This window comes from Exiguobacterium sp. H66 (assembly GCF_018618705.1).
GTDB lineage: Bacteria > Bacillota > Bacilli > Exiguobacteriales > Exiguobacteriaceae > Exiguobacterium_A > Exiguobacterium_A oxidotolerans.
In genome coordinates this window covers 554,663-572,787 of the sequence record NZ_JACSMQ010000001.1, presented here as the reverse complement: position 1 = coordinate 572,787, position 18,125 = coordinate 554,663, and the positions used below count along the sequence as shown (strand labels likewise).

General features: G+C 47.5%; 13 protein-coding genes. 10 read left to right on the top strand and 3 right to left on the bottom strand.

The features are described 5' to 3' along the window. Window positions 1–12: 12 nt before the first annotated feature. From KNP88_RS02910 to KNP88_RS02865, 10 genes are all read left to right on the top strand, one after another. A complete protein-coding gene (locus KNP88_RS02910; protein ID WP_214845201.1) occupies window positions 13–1,164 on the top strand; it encodes an AI-2E family transporter in 1,152 nt (383 codons plus the stop codon). Between the two features lie 200 nt (window positions 1,165–1,364). Next, window positions 1,365–2,705 (top strand): glutamyl-tRNA reductase, encoded by a 1,341-nt coding sequence (hemA, locus tag KNP88_RS02905; RefSeq protein WP_088837554.1) that lies wholly within the window; start codon window positions 1,365–1,367, stop codon window positions 2,703–2,705. A gap of 82 nt (window positions 2,706–2,787) precedes the next feature. Next, window positions 2,788–3,714, top strand: coding sequence for a hydroxymethylbilane synthase (gene hemC / locus KNP88_RS02900; protein WP_088837553.1), 927 nt, complete (start codon window positions 2,788–2,790; stop codon window positions 3,712–3,714). Further along, entirely contained in the window at window positions 3,704–4,390 is a 687-nt protein-coding gene (locus tag KNP88_RS02895; RefSeq protein WP_214892212.1) for a uroporphyrinogen-III synthase, read from the top strand. The genes hemC and KNP88_RS02895 overlap by 11 nt, the downstream gene beginning before the upstream one ends. Then, on the top strand, window positions 4,387–5,376 hold the full coding sequence (gene hemB / locus KNP88_RS02890) for a porphobilinogen synthase (RefSeq protein WP_214892211.1): 990 nt from the start codon (window positions 4,387–4,389) through the stop codon (window positions 5,374–5,376). Before KNP88_RS02895 ends, hemB begins: the two co-directional genes overlap by 4 nt. Beyond that, the gene (gene hemL, locus KNP88_RS02885; RefSeq protein ID WP_214845198.1) at window positions 5,373–6,683 is read left to right on the top strand and encodes a glutamate-1-semialdehyde 2,1-aminomutase; all 1,311 of its coding nucleotides are present in this window, start codon (window positions 5,373–5,375) and stop codon (window positions 6,681–6,683) included. Before hemB ends, hemL begins: the two co-directional genes overlap by 4 nt. A gap of 334 nt (window positions 6,684–7,017) precedes the next feature. Next, a complete protein-coding gene (locus KNP88_RS02880; protein ID WP_214892209.1) occupies window positions 7,018–9,654 on the top strand; it encodes a valine--tRNA ligase in 2,637 nt (878 codons plus the stop codon). 56 nt (window positions 9,655–9,710) lie between these two features. Continuing rightward, window positions 9,711–10,961 carry a bifunctional folylpolyglutamate synthase/dihydrofolate synthase gene (locus KNP88_RS02875; protein WP_214892207.1) on the top strand — a complete coding sequence of 417 codons (1,251 nt, stop codon included), beginning with the start codon at window positions 9,711–9,713 and terminating at the stop codon, window positions 10,959–10,961. Between the two features lie 73 nt (window positions 10,962–11,034). After that, window positions 11,035–14,631, top strand: coding sequence for a DUF5057 domain-containing protein (locus KNP88_RS02870; RefSeq protein WP_214892205.1), 3,597 nt, complete (start codon window positions 11,035–11,037; stop codon window positions 14,629–14,631). A 17-nt stretch (window positions 14,632–14,648) separates the two neighbouring features. Then, the gene (locus KNP88_RS02865; RefSeq protein WP_214892203.1) at window positions 14,649–15,338 is read left to right on the top strand and encodes an ankyrin repeat domain-containing protein; all 690 of its coding nucleotides are present in this window, start codon (window positions 14,649–14,651) and stop codon (window positions 15,336–15,338) included. A gap of 41 nt (window positions 15,339–15,379) precedes the next feature. On the opposite strand, the gene KNP88_RS02860 is transcribed toward KNP88_RS02865, so the two are convergent. Genes KNP88_RS02860 through KNP88_RS02850 form a run of 3 tightly spaced genes read right to left on the bottom strand, consistent with a single transcriptional unit; the run spans window position 15,380 to window position 18,073 of the window. Next, complete coding sequence (locus KNP88_RS02860) at window positions 15,380–16,951, bottom strand: type IV pilus modification PilV family protein (protein WP_214892201.1); 1,572 nt, start codon at window positions 16,949–16,951, stop codon at window positions 15,380–15,382. A 17-nt stretch (window positions 16,952–16,968) separates the two neighbouring features. Further along, window positions 16,969–17,586, bottom strand: coding sequence for a PilW family protein (locus KNP88_RS02855; protein ID WP_088837546.1), 618 nt, complete (start codon window positions 17,584–17,586; stop codon window positions 16,969–16,971). Then, window positions 17,549–18,073 carry a type IV pilus modification PilV family protein gene (locus KNP88_RS02850; RefSeq protein WP_214807258.1) on the bottom strand — a complete coding sequence of 175 codons (525 nt, stop codon included), beginning with the start codon at window positions 18,071–18,073 and terminating at the stop codon, window positions 17,549–17,551. The genes KNP88_RS02855 and KNP88_RS02850 overlap by 38 nt, the downstream gene beginning before the upstream one ends. Between the last annotated feature and the right edge of the window lie 52 nt (window positions 18,074–18,125).

Genomic DNA, 18,125 nt, shown 5'->3' with positions numbered 1-18,125 from the left:
GGAGGCTTACTCGTGGACTTACTTCGAAACAAATGGTTTAAAGCATTACTTTGGATACTAACGATTTTCTTAGTCATCTGGGTCGGGACGAAAATCTCGTTTTTATTCCAACCGATTAAAGTGATGCTTGCGTTAATTTTCCCACCACTTATCATTGCAGGAATTTTTTATTACTTTACACTTGGAATCGTTGATGCCTTACAAAAACGTGTCAAAAAACGTGGACTTGCCGTCCTGATTGTTTTACTCGCTTTTGTCGGGATTTTGACGCTCATCATTACGTTGATTGGTCCAATCCTCGTCAAACAGGTGACGGAGTTTGTCACGAGCATCCCGAATCTTGTCGTAGAACTACGTGATCAAACGTTGAATCTACGCGATCAATTGATGGACAATCGTTTTATTTCGAATTGGGTTCAACACAATACGGAATTGTTTGACGAGTGGACGAATGAAGCGACGTCATATATCGGAACGCTCTTCAAGTCCGTTTCGGCATCTGTCGGAACCATTTTCGGTGTCATCTCTTCGACGGTTCTAATCGTCGTGCTCGTTCCGTTCATTCTCGTCTACATGCTGCTTGACGGGTACAAGTTTCCTGACTCGGTCGTTAAACTTTTACCGAAAGGCTATGAGGCAGAAACACGTAACATCTTACATGACATGCACGTGACGGTTAAGCACTACGTCAATGGTCAAGTCATCGTCTCACTCTGCGTTGGATTGATGTCGTTAATCGGTTTCTTCATCTCAGATATTCAATACGCTTTGTTACTCGCATTGTTTTGTACGGTGACGAACATCATTCCGTATCTTGGACCATATATCGGGGCTGTTCCTGCCGTCATCGTCGGATTCATCGATGATCCGATCAAGGCGCTTTATGCAATCATCACGATCGTTATCGCACAACAAATTGAATCGAATTTAATTTCTCCGTATGTTCAAGGGAAAACGTTAAAAGTTCATCCGTTGACGATCATCATCGTCTTGCTCGTCGCCGGTAAAATCGCCGGTATCATCGGCGTCATTTTGGCTGTTCCGACATATGCTGTCTCCAAAGTCGTCATCCAGAACATTGCTCGTATTTATCGTTTACGTCAGCAACAGTTCGACTTGCAGACCGAGAACTCAACAATCATTACCGATTCTTCCAAATCCTAACGATAAGCCCTCTGCTGAAACATTCGAGCAGAGGGTTTGTGATTTATCCGAGAGAGGGATAGGATGAAAGAATACTTTTCACAACTTTGACTCATTTTAGTTTATAAATTGATTGGAATCTTTTTTATAATGGTTATAATGTAGAGTAGAGAACAAAAGATAGAGGAGAATGAAATCTTTAGACGTAAGGGGTAGAGCGCATGCATATCGTAGTTGTCGGTTTAAATAATAAGACGGCGCCTGTATCAATACGCGAACAAGTCTCATTTGGGGAACATGAGATGAAGGGAGCGGTCGTGGCGTTACGAGATGAAAAGAGTATTTTCGAGAGCGTCATCGTGTCGACTTGTAACCGGACCGAATTATATGTCGTGACGGATCAACCACACACAGGACGCTACTATACAAAACGTTTTCTTGCGAACTGGTTCGGTTTGACGATGGAAGAACTTGAACCGTATTTATTCATCCATGAAGGATTTGATGCGATGAAGCACTTGTTCCGAGTGACGAGTGGTCTTGATTCGATGATCGTCGGGGAAACGCAAATTTTAGGTCAAGTGAAGACAAGTTTCTTTACAGCGCAAAAATTAGAAACGACGGGAACGGTCTTCAACAAACTATTTAAGGAAGCGGTAACGCTTGCGAAACGTGCTCATGCTGAAACAGGAATCGGGGAGAGTGCCGTTTCTGTCAGTGCTGCTGCCGTGACACTTGCAGAACAATTACTCGGTTCTCTTGAAGATAAATCAATTGTCGTCATCGGTGCCGGGGAAACAGGTGAATTGACGACGTTGAACTTGTATGAGGCCGGTGCGCGAGATATCACGGTCTTTAACCGAACGCTTGCGAAAGCAGAAGAAGTTGCGAATCGTTTCGAAGGGTCTGCACATTCGATTAACGAAATGCAATGTGGTCTTCTTCGCGCTGATATCGTCATTTCTTCTACCGGTGCCAAACGGGCGATCATCAAGCGGGAAGATATCGCCGCTGCTCAACTGTTCCGCAGTGACCGTCCCTTCCTGTTGATCGACATCGCGGTACCACGTGATATCGAACCGACAGCGGGTGACTTACCTGGTGTTCATTTATATGACGTCGATGATTTAACATCAATCGTCCAACAGAACATGGCGGAACGGATGAAAGAAGCGGCTAAAATCGAGTTACGGATTGAAGCTGCCATCGCTGAGTTTGAAGGATGGATGACGACGCTTGGTGTCGTTCCAATCATTACGGAACTGCGCGATCAATCGCTTAAAATTCAGCAAGAGACGATGCAAAGCCTCGAACGGAAACTGCCGGACATGTCGGCCCGTGAAAAAGCCGTCATCGGAAAACACATGAAATCAATTATCAATCAATTATTACGTGAACCGCTCTCATACATTAAAGATGCCGCGGCAAAACCAGATGCAGAACAACGCATTGCACAGTTCATGGACACCTTTGCACTCGATGAAGAACTGTTTGATTCGTCGGTCGAAGACGTCGTGTTACAAGACGAAACTTCTGAACCACGCAAAGCTGTGAATCGGTGAACAAAGCTGTAATTGTGTTACAATAGAAAAGCATGGGGCGGACTTGTGCCGCCCCTTTATTATTGTACAGGGGGATTTTAGCATGCGAAAAATCATAGTAGGTTCACGCAGTTCGAAACTAGCGATGACACAGACGAAATGGGTCATCGAGCAATTGAAACAAGCGGGTGCTCCATATGAATTCGAAATCAAGAACATCATCACTAAAGGGGACCGAATCCTTGATGTGACATTGTCTAAAGTCGGCGGGAAAGGATTGTTCGTCAAGGAAATCGAACAACAGATGCTGGATGAAGAAATCGACTTCGCTGTCCATAGCATGAAAGATCTTCCGTCAGAACTTCCAGCAGGTCTTATCATCGGATCAACACCTGCACGTGTCGATGCACGGGATGCGCTCATCACAACAACAGGCGGCGGACTTGCGACCCTGCCTGAAGGTGCTACGGTCGGGACGAGCAGTTTACGCCGCGGCTCACAATTGCTTAAACTTCGTCCGGATTTGAAGATTGAATCGATTCGCGGAAACATTGATACACGTCTCGAAAAGTTGAAGACAGGACCATTCGACGGGATTTTACTTGCGGCAGCTGGTCTGCAACGGATGGGGTGGTCAGATGAAATCGTCTCGGAATACATTTCGACGGACGAGATGATTCCTGCTGTCGGTCAAGGTATCTTGGCAATCGAATGCCGTGAACAAGACCAGGAAATCCGTGATCTTTTAAATTTAATTCATGATCAAATGACTGAAAAAGTGGCCTTTGCCGAGCGGTCATTCTTATCCGCGATCGAAGGAAGCTGTCACGTCCCGGTTGGTGGTTTTGCGACGATCAACGAAGATTTATCGACGACACTCGTCGGTTTCATCGGTTCAGTCGATGGGACACAAATCTTGCTCGAACGCGAAACTTCGCTTGACCCGATGCAACTCGGTCAACTCGTCGCGGATCGGTTACTCGATGCCGGCGGTCGCGAAATTCTCGCATCGTTGCCGGATGACTTATAAGCGGCTTGTCCTGACCGGGAGTCGGCCACCGAACTCGCAGCAAGTGCAACGTTTAGCGGAACGAGAGATTGAAGTCATTCACGAACCAAGTATCGAGACGGTACCGGTTGCATTCGAATTGCCACCGGCACTTGATTGGTTGGTCCTGACGAGCCCGACAGGCGTCGAACGAATCAAGGCCGATTTACCACGATTACAAAAAACGAAAATTGCAGTAGTTGGGACAAAAACGGCGCAAGCCCTCGAACGAGCGGGGCGAACCGCTGACTTCATCCCATCTGCCTTTACGGGTGATGTTCTCGTCGCCGAGTTACAGCACCAACTATTGCCGAACCAACGGATTTGTTTTGCCCGTGGGAATCGGTCGCGCCAAGAACCACTCGAACACTTAAAACAATTCGTCTCAGCTGACGTCCTCGAAGTCGTGACATATGAAACGAACATCCGACGGATTCCACGAGAACGTTTGTCAGACGCAAATTTTATCGGATTACAAAGTCCATCGGCCGTCGAAGCACTCGCTTCGTTAGCACTTCAAACGTCTGCGACGTATGTCGCGATTGGACCGGTCACGGAACAAGCAGCGCGAGTAGCGGGACTGTATCCTCTGCGCATCGCGAAGACGTTTACGCTCGACGGATTGATTGACTGTATTTTAGAGGAGGAACTGTTATGAACACATTAGAATTCGCACGTCACCGCCGTTTGCGAAATACGGCTTCACTTCGCTCACTCGTACGAGAAAATCATTTGCATAAATCAGATTTGATTTATCCACTGTTTATCGCAGAAGGAGAAGACATTAAGCGGGAAGTTAGTTCGATGCCTGGTGTGTTCAACCTATCGCTTGATCATCTCGAAGCAGAAATCAACGAAATCGTAAAACTCGGTATCGAGTCGGTGATTTTATTTGGTGTCCCACATGATCATTTAAAAGATGAACAAGGCACAGGGGCATTCCATGATCACGGGATCGTTCAAGAAGCAACGCGTCTCGTCAAGAAACTCGCACCGCAATTGACGGTCATCGCGGATACATGTCTCTGTGAATATACATCGACAGGACATTGCGGCATCGTCGCGGACGGTACAGTCGATAATGACGCCTCACTCCCACTGCACGTTCAAACGGCCGTCTCACAAGCGCGTGCCGGTGCAGACATTATTGCACCATCATCGATGATGGACGGTTTTGTCGCTGCAATCCGTCAAGGACTTGATGCGAATGGTTTCAGCCATATTCCGGTCATGAGTTATGGCGTTAAGTACGCTTCTGCCTATTATGGGCCATTCCGTGACGCAGCCAATTCAGCACCAGGTGAAGGCGATCGTAAAGGATATCAAATGGATCCGGCGAACCGCCGTGAAGCATTCCGGGAAGCAACGTCTGACGTAGAACAAGGGGCAGACTTCATGATTGTCAAACCAGCGCTTGCCTTCATGGACATCATTCGGGACGTGCGCGAGCGGATTGATTTACCAATCGTCGCCTACAACGTCTCAGGGGAATATGCCATGGTCAAAGCAGCGGCACTCAACGGTTGGATTGATGAAGAACGAATCGTTATGGAGACGATGCTTGGTTTTAAACGTGCTGGAGCAGATTTAATCATCACGTATTTCGCGAAAGACATCTGTCGTTACTTGGAGGGATCGAAATGAGCTTAACCAATCAGAACTCAAAATCAAAAGCTGCCTTTGAGCGGGCATTACCACTCATGCCGGGTGGCGTGAACAGTCCAGTCCGTGCCTATAAATCAGTTGGTATGACACCAATCTTTGCCGAACGGGCAAGTGGTTCAAAATTATACGATATCGATGGGAAAGAATACATCGATTACGTTTTATCGTGGGGACCGATGATTTTAGGTCACGCCGATCCGATTGTCACGGCGGCGATTCAAGAACAGGCAACACGCGGTTGGAGTTACGGGACACCAACTGAAATCGAGTCAGCGATGGCAGAACTCGTCATCAGTCGTGTCCCGTCCGTCGAGGTCGTCCGGATGGTCAACTCGGGGACGGAAGCAACGATGGCGGCATTACGTCTCGCGCGTGGGTTTACAGGCAAAACGAAAATCTTGAAATTTGAAGGCTGTTACCACGGACACGGGGATTCATTGCTGATTAAAGCCGGTTCAGGCGTCGCGACGCTCGGTCTTCCGGACTCACCGGGAGTGCCGGCACAAATCGCCAGCATGACGCTGACGGTTCCGTATAACGATATGGACGCTGTCCGGACGGCCTTTGAAAAACATGGCGACGATATCGCGGGTGTCATCGTTGAACCGGCAGCAGGGAACATGGGCTTCGTCCCGCCGGCAGCCGGATTCCTCGAAGGGCTTCGTGAAATCACGGAAGCACACGGTACGTTGTTAATTTTCGACGAAGTCATGACCGGTTTCCGCGTCGGCTTCAACTGTGCCCAAGGATACTTCGGTGTCACACCGGACATCACATGTCTCGGTAAAGTCATCGGTGGTGGTATGCCTGTCGGTGCCTACGGCGGACGCCGTGACATCATGGAGCAAATCGCGCCGCAAGGTCCAATCTATCAGGCAGGTACCCTGTCGGGGAATCCGCTTGCGATGGCAGCGGGGCTTGCGACCTTAACTCAATTAAAACCGGAGCACTACGAAGTGTTTGACCAAAAAGCAAATCGTCTAGCAGAAGGCTATTTACAGGCCGCTGCGAAATATAACATTCCGTTGACGACGAACCGGGCCGGCGCAATGTTCGGTGTCTTCTTCACCGATCAACCCGTGACGAATTTCGAACAAGCGAAAACATCGAACCTCGAGATGTTCCGTTCGTACTATCAAAAGATGGCGGCGCGCGGAATCTTCCTCCCACCGTCACAATTCGAGGGACTCTTCTTATCGACCGTCCACTCGGATGATGATATCGAACGGACGATTGAAGCCGTCGAACTGACGTTCAAAGAACTCCAGGTCGAATTTAACCGTTAAGGAGTTCTTGACGGGTGATGGACGTCTCGGATAAAATAAGGAAAGAATAATTTGGAAACAGCGTTGACGGGAAGAGTAGTCAGACAACAGACTGTAAGAGAGAACACATCCACCGGCTGAGAGATGTGACAGTGTGTCCTGACGAAGGTCACCCCACGAGCTGGTATCGTAAGCGTGAGCGAGCGATATCCGGATTCCGCACGTTACGCGGGCTAGAGGGCACTCCCGTTTTCGGGGTGAACTAAGGTGGTACAGCGGAAGAGCAACGGCTTCTTTCGTCCTTAGATGAGGACGAGAGTAGCCGTTTTTATTATGGATAAAAGGAGCGATTTAGATGCAGGAATTATCAATGCCGACGAAATATGATCCGCAGGCGACGGAAGAAAAATGGTACGATTTTTGGTTGGAAGGGGAATATTTCAAAGCCGATCAAGATCCGGAGAAAGCACCGTACACGATCGTCATCCCGCCACCGAACGTGACAGGGAAACTACACCTCGGTCATGCTTGGGATACGACACTGCAAGACATGCTGACACGGATGAAACGGATGCAAGGGTTCGACGTCCTGTACTTACCGGGAATGGACCACGCGGGAATCGCGACGCAAGCAAAAGTTGAACAAAAATTGCGGGCAGAAGGACAATCGCGCTTAGAAATGGGACGTGAGAAATTCCTCGAACAATCATGGGCATGGAAAGAAGAATATGCGTCGACGATTCGTGCGCAATGGGCGAAACTCGGACTTGGTCTGGATTATTCACGCGAGCGCTTTACGCTCGACGAAGGGTTATCTGAAGCGGTTCAGGAAGTATTCGTTAAGCTGTATGAAAAAGGCTTGATTTACCGTGGCGAATACATCGTCAACTGGGACCCGGCGACGAAAACAGCGATTTCCGATATCGAAGTCATTTATAAAGATATCGAAGGTGCGTTCTACCACCTCAGCTATCCGTTGACGGACGGAACAGGTCACGTTGAACTCGCGACGACGCGCCCGGAGACGATGCTTGGGGATACGGCAATCGCCGTTAATCCGAAAGATGAGCGTTACGCTCACCTCGTAGGTAAAACCATCACGCTCCCGATCGTCGAACGAGAAATTCCGATCGTCGCTGACGAATATGTCGATATGGAATTCGGAACAGGTGTCGTTAAAATCACGCCTGCCCATGACCCGAATGACTTTGAAGTCGGGAACCGTCATGACTTACCGCGTGTCCTCGTCATGAACGAAGACGGGACGATGAACGAAAATGCCGGCAAATATGAAGGCATGGATCGCTTCGAGTGCCGCAAACAAATCGTTGAAGATTTGAAAGAATCTGGCGTCTTAATTAAAGTCGAGCCGCACCTGCACTCGGTCGGTCACTCGGAACGGTCGGATGCAGTCGTTGAACCGTACTTGTCACTGCAATGGTTCGTCAAGATGGAGCCACTCGCTGAAAAAGCACTCGCTGAACAACAGGGTGACGATAAAATCAACTTCGTCCCACAACGGTTCGAAAACACCTATGTCCGCTGGATGGAGAACATCCGTGACTGGTGTGTCAGCCGTCAACTCTGGTGGGGACACCGTATTCCAGCCTGGTACCATAAAGAAACAGGTGAAGTCTTTGTTGGGAAAGAAGCACCTGCCGACATCGAAAACTGGGAGCAGGACAACGATGTCCTCGATACGTGGTTCTCGTCAGCGCTCTGGCCGTTCTCGACGATGGGTTGGCCGAATACGGATGCTGCGGACTACCAAAAATACTTCCCGACGTCGACACTCGTTACGGGGTATGACATCATCGCCTTCTGGGTATCGCGGATGATTTTCCAATCGTATGAATTCACAGGCGAACGTCCATTCAACGATGTGTTGATTCACGGTCTGATTCGTGACTCGGACGGACGGAAGATGTCGAAATCACTCGGGAACGGAATCGATCCAATGGACGTCATCGAAAAATATGGTGCCGATTCACTCCGTTGGTTCTTAACGACAGGTTCGACGCCAGGAAACGACCTACGTTTCTACTGGGAAAAAATCGAAGCGACATGGAACTTCTCGAATAAATTGTGGAACGCAAGCCGTTTCGCACTGATGAACATGGATGGTCTGACGTATGAAGAAATCGATCTGACGGGCGAAAAATCATTAGCCGATCAGTGGATTTTGACACGTCTGAACACGACGATTGCTGATGTGACACGATTATCCGATAAGTATGAGTTCGGTGAAGCCGGTCGAGTCCTCTACCACTTCATTTGGGAAGATTTCTGTAACTGGTACATCGAGATGGCGAAGTTACCGCTGAACGGTGAAGATGAGGCCGCTAAATTGACGACGCGTTCGATTCTTGCGTACACGCTCGACCAAATCATGCGTCTGATGCACCCGTTCATGCCGTTCATCACGGAAGAGATTTGGCAACACTTGCCGCATCAAGGGGAAACGATCACGCGTGCGGCTTGGCCGACACGAAATGAGACACTCGACTTCCCGCAAGCAGTGCCGGCATTCGAAGCTGTCCAAAACGTCATCCGGTCGGTCCGCAACATTCGTGCCGAAGTGAACGCACCGATGTCAAAACAAATCCAGTTGATGATTTCGACGAGTGACGACCAAGTACAGCATGACTTAGAGACGAACGTCTCGTATTTGAAAAAGTTTACGAATGCTTCCGAATTACTTGTCGAACGCAGCATGGCAGCACCGGAAAAAGCACTCAGTGCCATCGTGACCGGCGCAGAATTGTTCATTCCATTGGCTGATTTAATCAACATCGAAGAAGAAATCGCCCGCTTGAACAAAGAACTCGTCAAGTATACGAAGGAAGTCGAACGGGTCGAGAAAAAACTCAACAACCCAGGTTTCGTCGGAAAAGCACCGGCACATGTCATCGAAGAAGAACAAGCAAAAGCACAGGATTATAACGAAAAACGTGCGGCAGTCGAAGCGCGAATCAACGAACTATCTCAATAATTTCAACAGTGGCTCAAGTTTCCTTGAGCCACTTTTTTTAAAGGAGCGGGGACAGAGTGGAGACGAGAGAAGACGTATTAGAGTGGTTGTCACGGTTACTGGCATTCGGTATCAAACCGGGATTAAGTCGGATGGAAGCGTTACTGGAAGAACTAAAGATTGATCCGGATGCTGTTCCGACGATCCATGTCGCGGGGACGAACGGGAAAGGGTCGACCGTCGCCTTCTTACGGGAGATGGGAATGGCGGAAGGGTTACACATCGGGACGTTTACATCCCCATACATCATCCAGTTCGAGGAACGGATCATGCTGAACGGAGTGCCGATTGCTGAAGTAGATCTCGTCAAGGCAGCAAATGCAGTGAAGCAAGCGATGACCGAGCTTGAGCCGACGATTGGTACAGTGACGGAATTTGAAGCGTTGACGGCACTTGCTTTCTATCATTTCAATCAAGTTCGGCCAGACTTCGTCATTTACGAGGTCGGACTCGGAGGGCTTTATGACTCGACGAACGTACTGAAGCAACCGATTGCTGCCATCATCACCTCGATTGGTCACGATCATCAAGCGATTCTCGGAGATACGCTCCAAGAGATCGCCCTTCAAAAATTCGGCATCATCAAACAGGGGACATCGGTCATTGCCGGGAAACTGCAAGAGGAATTGACGGTCCCGTTGATGGCCTATTGCGGCGACCGGGCAGCGACGTTGAAGTGGAGTCAGGAAGCTATCGTCTCGTACCGGCTGAACGCGACAGGGACATGGGCGACGTACGAAGGGATTCCCGAAACACGACTTGGACTCGAAGGGCATCATCAAGTCGAAAATGCAGCGAACGCCGTCATCTGTGCAAAGAAACTCGGTTGGTCGAAGATGGCAATTCGTCGTGGTCTCCGAAACGCCAAACATCCGGGACGCTTTGAGACGATTTCGCGCGAGCCGCGCATCATCCTCGACGGCGCTCATAATCCGGAAGGCGTCAAGGCGCTCGTCGACCGCCTAAAACAGGAAACGATGCCAATCGTCATCCTCTGTTCCATTTTGCGGGATAAAGATCGCCTTGCGATGATTAAACAATTTCAGGAAGTGACACCGACGATTATGGAGACGACGTTTGATTTTTCGCGAGCCCGGTCGCTAGAAGAGCTGACTGCGGATGGGGCAAATGTCATAGAACTCGATTCGTTTCTTGCTGAATACGAAGGAACAAATCAAACACTCATCGTAACAGGATCTCTTTACTTCATCAGTGTCGTTCGTGAAAAAATACTGCGACAACGTTTTACAAAAAAGGGAAAACGCTAAAAGTCCTTGTATACTAAGGTTGGGGTAATATAGTCCTATATTTTATGATCTTACGACGAGGAGACGATGGAAGATGAAACGGTGGTTACGTCTGTTTTTAGTCAGTGTACTGATCTTTACGAGTTTTAATTATATACAGGAACCACATACGAAGGCTGCTGCGGCAGATAAGTTGAAAATTCTTGAAATCCGGGATGCATGGTCGACGACGAACCGGATTGATCCAAATACGACAATCACCTCATTGCTCAACGGGCTCGATTCGACCCGCTATGAGATTGAAATGATGACGGTCAAAGAGTTGAACGCTTCTCGTTTTCCGTTAGATGGTGCGTTTGATGCTGTCGTCTTTGATCCATCCGTCTTCACAGGAAACGACCGTTATTCAATGACGATCTCGGATACGAAGAAAGCACATAATACGAGTAAGATTGAGAACGACATCACGAAGTTAAAAGGAAATGAAATCGTCAGTGCCTTCGTCAATAAAGGGCTGCCAGTTTTTCTACATCAAGATGTCTTGACACATACGTCAAGCAATTTTAATGCCATCTTTAAAGATCTTAAATCAAATGCATTGATTCGATATACGGATATTCAGACAGTCGTGACGAAGTTAAAGACTCAAAAGGTCATCCGTCCGCGGCTAGAAGGTGTTTCCGTCAAACAAAACGGTGTGTCATTAACAGGAATCGATAAAGGGAAGTCAGCTGTTCCGAACGTTCCGATCGACTTCATGTACACGACGACGCTCGAGAACACGAATCAGTTAGCGCAACTGTATATCGACTTTGATAGCAATGACCAATTTGAAGAGTCGGAAAAGGTTGATGAGAAGCCGGCTACCAAAACGGGGGCATTGAGCTATAATTTCGATGCCCCGAGTTACACGGGACCTCGGAACTGGATGATCCGTGTGTCGAGTAGCGACGGACTGACCGACTACAAAACAGGTAGTTTCTTAATGAAGGACCAAGTCGCAGAAGCAAAAATCTTACAGGTGACGCGCAGTGGATCGACGGGTTCAATCAATGGCTTCATGAACACCGGTACGTTATTGAAAGAAACCGGGTACTATGATTTTAACGTCGAAGTCATTACGGCAGATACATTTAACAGTACGTACGCATCACGAAACTTAAATACGACGTACGACATGTTAATCTTTGGATTTCAAGATTCGTACGGAGCGGCGTCGCTGAATGATGCGGCCTCGAATGCAATCCTTGATTTCACGAACACCGGGCAAGGACTGATGTTGTCCCACGATACGATTTTCCGTCCAAGTCAGTCAGCGAATCCGGAACTGTTCTGGGAAAAGAAATTTGCCGGACTTGCCGGACAAAAGAACTTCACGAACATGGGGTACGGAGCACAGCGGACGTCAGGGAAGGCGGTCAAACAAAATGACGGTGTCATGACGTCGTATCCGTTTACGTTAGCGGATGAAGTCTCAATCGCAACAACCCATGACCAATACTTTGGTCTTGATTTAGAACAACCCGATTTAATTCCGTGGTACAACATTCGGGAAAATAGTACGGCTGATTCGAATCAGTCAGCCGGACGCACAATCGGCGATGCCCGTAACCATTACTACATGTATACAAAAGGCAATGTGACGTATTCTGGTGCGGGACATACCTCGACGTTCAACCAACAACAGGAAAAAGAACTGTTCTCGAACACGATGTACCGCGCCTTTATCGGGGCGAATCATAAACCGCTCATTAAAAATATCCTGCCAGCCAATCAAGCGAGTTATTTAGACAATGAACCAATCACGGTATCTTATAAGGTTAATGACTATGACTTACGCGATCGGGAATTGAAGACACGAATCTACATCGACAATGAAAAAGTGTATGAAAATAATAAACTAAAAAACAATTCGTTTGTCAGCCAAAGCTTCGATGCTAAGTTGACAGGGAAAACAACCGCGACAATCCGGATCGAAGCAGAGGATCAACGGGGTGCTAAAACGATTGAGACGCGCACCGTCCAAATCGTTCAGCCATCCGCTTCATCTCCGTTCACGTTATCACGGTCAATCGATCCGGCAACGATTCCGCAAGGGGAAACAGCAACGATTACGTATACGGTCAAAACAAGCCCGATGCTTCAAAAAGATGCAATCGGTAACAACGGCTACATCATGGGACAATTTTCAGTAACGATGGAAGATATTTTGTTTACAGAAAACTTCCCGAGTAATGTCGAAGTCGTCTCAGCAACAGGTCTTAACGGTGCGAAAATCGTCAATCAAACATTGACGGGGAATGTACCGGACATCGAATATGATGAAGCGATTGAAGGGCTCCACAAAGGATTATGGATTGCAAAGCCGTCGGAACTGACTTTTACCGTAAAAGTACGAGCGAAGGATGCGGCAGGTGTTCATGTCTTCGATGAAAAAGAGAATACAATTGTTTCAACGAAGACCATTTACCGTGATAAGAAAAATGGCGTCGATAAATCGACTTCACTTGCGAACGATGTCCAGTCGTTCCCGAGACTAGGATATGCCTTATCGACCCGCTTTGCGACGGAAGCTAAAATTCCAGCTGTCCGGATGGATATCAACACGCCGTCTTATAAGGTATTGCCAGAAATCAATCCGGCAGGTAGTCAGTACGGCACATTGAGATGGTCGATTGAAGATACGAGCATTGCGAAGATTAACGATCAAGGCATCATCGAACCGAAGAAAATCGGAACGACGGAAATTAAATTGATTGTCCCCGTCGCGAATGGACGTGAGTTAGTCGCGACTTCGAAGTTGACGATTAACGATGTCTTTGGTGGATTGATCGTCCGTGGTGTACCAAGCGAGTTATACGTCGGACAGACGAAAGCGATGACGGGCGAAGCAGCCATGTTGTCCGGGACGGATGCACCGATTAAATGGCTTGTCACGAACAACGATTTAGTCGAGGCTACCGGTCTGACAACAGATGAGTTATCGCTAACAGGAAAAAAACCAGGCACAATGACCGTTCAAGCCGTTGTTCCGGCATCGAGCGGCAGCACGACCTATTTAGCCCAGTCGCAAGTCTATACGATTGAAGTTAAATTACCGGAACTAGCCGTAACACCGAATAACCTAGAGTTATGGGTCAACACGACACAAGATGTCACGGCGACCTTTACACCGAGTATTCGATTACCGTTCACCGTTTCGACGTCTAGTCCGGCAATCGAACTCATTCAAACGGCGGCTGGTTACACAGTCAAGGGGATAACGGGGACACCGGCTGGTCCAGTCGACGCCTTACTGAAACTTCGAGATTTTACAGCGACACAAGCCATCACGAAAATCATGGTACGTGAAAATCCAACTGATTTGACGGCGAACGATTTAACACTTTCCATGCAGGATGTTCAAAAGCAGCCTGTCTTGAACTGGTTACCCGTGACGGCGACAGAGCGTTTTTATCGGTTGGAAGTGCTTCAAGGAAAAGAGTATGTGAAGATTGATTCATCGGCACAAGTCTTAAAACCGATTCGCCCAGGTGTCGCACGTGTCAAAGTGACGGCATTAAAAGCAGATCAATCGGTCCTTGAAGTCATCAAAACCGGTGCGACGGAGAAACAACCGTTGACGGCGACCTTTAAAGTGACGATTTCTTCTGAAGGTTCGAACACTTCACCAGATACGGATGTCTATTAAGTGACGGGGGAAATGACGTGAAGAAAAAGCAAATCATTAGCGTCGTTCTCCTGTTTCTAATCGGAATTGGAGCAACGGCCTACTTGTTGATCGAACAGCGAAACCAGCAAGCGTTTGAAAAGAGTATCGATACGTCAGATGTTAACGCATTTGCGTCAGTAGTCGAACACGTTTCTTTATCGACGAAAGACCGGAATCAGTACATTCAGCAGTTCCAAGAAGCACTCGACTATGACAAAGCACTCGTTTTGCTGGACGACACGAGTGTTAAAAATCAAGTTAACTGGTTTTATGTCGCCCGGTTCGGACCAGTTTCTGTAGTCAAGCAATGGCTTGATAAGGGGGCTTCCGTCGAGCAAACGAATGAGCAACAACAGACAGTCCTGCATGTTGCGACGAGCGTGAACCAATCTGCGGATGCTTATGCTTTATTGATTAAAGAAGCTACACGAAAAAATATCAATACGCTCGATAAAGCTGGAAATTCGCCTCTCTACTATGCGACGGTCGATCAAAATGAGACTGTGATTAAGCAATTACTGACAGCAGGAGCAAATCCGAACGTCGGAAAGCATCAGCCGATTTATGAAGCAGTCAAACAAGACCGACAGGATATTTATCAGTTGTTGGTAAAACAAGGTGCAGAAGTCAAGAAGACAAAAGTCAAAAAGTTGGCACGAGCGTATGGTGCGACAACATTTCAATGAAAAACCCCTCGACATCCATCAATGTCGAGGGTTTTTTTGCGTCAAGGAGTTGTTCGTTTCGGAGTCTCGACATACATTTTGACAGCCCGACTGAGCGGAAGCATCGACGTCGGATTTTTCAGGACACTCGCATCATATTTCAGGCGGAGACGAGATTGTACCGCGTCAGCAGATTTTTTCGTGTTCATCAAAGTGGTCAACGCGGTGACGTCTGCCGGGTAGTTCGCTTCCGGTAAGTCCAGCGTCCCGCGATACGCATTAACCTCAAGCTGTCCTTTTGTGAAGATTCCACCTTGTAAGTTCATCGTCGACCCGACTGAATAAATGCGATTCAAGGTAGGCGAATCACTGTAAAGAAAGGCATTCATGTCCGGTGCGGTTGTTTTAGGTGCGGAAAACTTATTGACACGATTGATCGTTAACGTTCCTTTGCTGAGTAAAATCAGAGTGTTTTGATTCGTTGAACTCGTGATTCCTTGAATGTTGGCATCATCTAACCGGCTAGAACCGGTCGAGAAGATAGTTGTCGCAAAACTGACGTTACCCCGAATCAATAAATCACCGAGGACGACGATCGGGCGTTTAATCTCAAGCGGTTGCGTAATCGGATTGAGTGAAGAAATCGTCAAGTTGCCGTCGATGATTAACGGTTCGAGCGATTCTTTAACGATATCATCGGTAATCGTCACTGTATTTTGCTCAGTCGGAGCTGGGATGATGATTTGTTTCTTCGTACTCAATTCATTCAAGAATGGTCCTGTCAGCACCGATTTTTCAATTGATTGACTCTTTAAGTAGGTCGGAACGGAGGCGAGTGGTGTGTTACTTGGAATCGTTAAGAAATCATTCAGGGCAAATTCAAAATCGAACGGAACGAGCGTATCTTTCGTTGAAACAAGATCCGTTTTGGTAGTCGGATCAAAGACGGTCGCATCACATGGTAAAAAGTCTGTACATGTTAAAAGCGGTTGAGTTTGCGGCTGGAAAACACGAACTTGTCCATCGATGTACGGATGGGCCAGCTTATCTGTATAGTGACCTGTCTGACCGTTATAGATGAAGTTTGGCGTCGCAGAAACTTTGAGTGCTTCCCGCGAGAAGACGTTCCCTTCGATTCGTGGTGCTCCATTTAAGATGACTTGATTGTCGGACCCGAGCGTATAGTATAGAAAACTAGGAATCGCTGATAAATAGACCCGTTGAGTATAGGTCTTTTTGACCGTCGGTTGATCACCTTTCGTCTCTTCGACGTGAGCGGTCAAATCGAACGCTTTAACGCGGACGTTCGAGGCGGCTTCATTTAACTGAACTTCAACAAGAGGAGCCGACGTCTTCAAGGGGAGTATGATTTCATTCGGGATATCTGCAAATAGCTCTTTTGAGGAACTGGTTGGATTCTCTTGACTGGTTTTTGCGACGAGTTGTTGGAGTGCTGCGATTGCTTGATCGAGTTGATTTTGCGTCGCTGTATCGACTTCAATGTGTGTCCCGCGTATTTCCGTCAATCGTGTCGATTGCAGGCTGACACCAATCGTCGCGATTGCTAAGACCGATAGGACGGTCAATGTCACGAGTACGAACAATAGCGTATAACCTTCTTCAGATTTTTTCATGGGTCGTCCTTTCTGAACTAAAATCCAATCGTACTATTCAAGGTCTGTGTTTCTTCATTATCCGTCGACTGAATTCGGAGCGTCATCGTCAAAATGCCATGGACGACGTATCTGCCCGGGTAGTCACCGGTCGTGATGTCGACGTACTCGGGACTTGAAATCGTAAAGGTCTTTTTGATTTCTGTTTGATCATTGATGTTTTCGAGTGCACCTTCGTAGATGAGTATGTTTTCGTCAAGTCGTTGTGTTGCGAATGTATAGGTGATTGGAGTTGATGTGACTTCATTTTGTTGTTCGACATTGGCGTTGAACGGAATGAAGCCGTCCGTTCGCTCGAGTAGACCGGAATCTAGGTTAAGGCTAGGCAATGTCTTTTTATAGAAAGACAGCTCATTCGCTGTAGTGATGCGAATGGCATCGAAGCCGGTGATTTCATTTAAAATGAGTCCGACCGAACTATCGGCTTCGCTTCTGAGCTCACTGATGATTCCCGTCGCCTGAAAACTCTTTGTACCGGAGATGAAGACGGTCAGGATGACTCCGCTAAAAATAGCAGCGATGACGATGGCAACGAGCAATTCGACGAGGGAAAATCCGTCATTTTGTTGCGGGAAAACTTTGGTTGAGCGTCGCATTCGTAATCGATCCTTTCAATGATGTAATCGGGTCAGGTTGACCGTCGAGATAGACATAGACGTATAAATCGAGGAGGTTCGGATTTTCGATTCCTTCGATTTTATGCGGGGTAACACTGATTTTTACATCGAATGGCATATTATTTATTTCTGCATCATTGAAGATTGAGTCACAAATAGCCGATACACCACATGACGGCGTGTTCGGCGTCGGTATTGTATAGCTACCATTCTGATATGGGGTGCCTTTCGTCTGTTCAAGAAGTGTATCGAATACGAAGGGTCCGTTCTCCGCTTCGACGGCTTCCCGTTCGATATAAGAAGCGGCATTTTTCGCCAGGTAATTCGCAAACGTCAATTCCGTGCTATCACGAGAAGCGGATAAGGATTGGGAAAAAATGCTGATGAGTGAAACTGAAATGATTGAAAGAATCGTGATACTGACTAATACTTCGATTAATGAAAAGCCTTGTTGCTTGTTTTGCATGGATTCACCTCGTATCTGACTCAATATGAATTATCTATTCAAAAATGAAAAA

What these genes read in the sequence shown, in the direction of transcription:
- hemL (WP_214845198.1), top strand. Translation starts at nt 5,373, where the DNA reads ATGAGCTTAACCAATCAGAACTCAAAATCAAAAGCTGCCTTTGAGCGG.
- hemC (WP_088837553.1), top strand. Translation starts at nt 2,788, where the DNA reads ATGCGAAAAATCATAGTAGGTTCACGCAGTTCGAAACTAGCGATGACA.
- KNP88_RS02870 (WP_214892205.1), top strand. Translation starts at nt 11,035, where the DNA reads ATGAAACGGTGGTTACGTCTGTTTTTAGTCAGTGTACTGATCTTTACG.
- hemA (WP_088837554.1), top strand. Translation starts at nt 1,365, where the DNA reads ATGCATATCGTAGTTGTCGGTTTAAATAATAAGACGGCGCCTGTATCA.
- hemB (WP_214892211.1), top strand. Translation starts at nt 4,387, where the DNA reads ATGAACACATTAGAATTCGCACGTCACCGCCGTTTGCGAAATACGGCT.
- KNP88_RS02850 (WP_214807258.1), bottom strand. Translation starts at nt 18,073, where the DNA reads ATGCAAAACAAGCAACAAGGCTTTTCATTAATCGAAGTATTAGTCAGT.
- KNP88_RS02895 (WP_214892212.1), top strand. Translation starts at nt 3,704, where the DNA reads ATGACTTATAAGCGGCTTGTCCTGACCGGGAGTCGGCCACCGAACTCG.
- KNP88_RS02855 (WP_088837546.1), bottom strand. Translation starts at nt 17,586, where the DNA reads ATGCGACGCTCAACCAAAGTTTTCCCGCAACAAAATGACGGATTTTCC.
- KNP88_RS02860 (WP_214892201.1), bottom strand. Translation starts at nt 16,951, where the DNA reads ATGAAAAAATCTGAAGAAGGTTATACGCTATTGTTCGTACTCGTGACA.
- KNP88_RS02880 (WP_214892209.1), top strand. Translation starts at nt 7,018, where the DNA reads ATGCAGGAATTATCAATGCCGACGAAATATGATCCGCAGGCGACGGAA.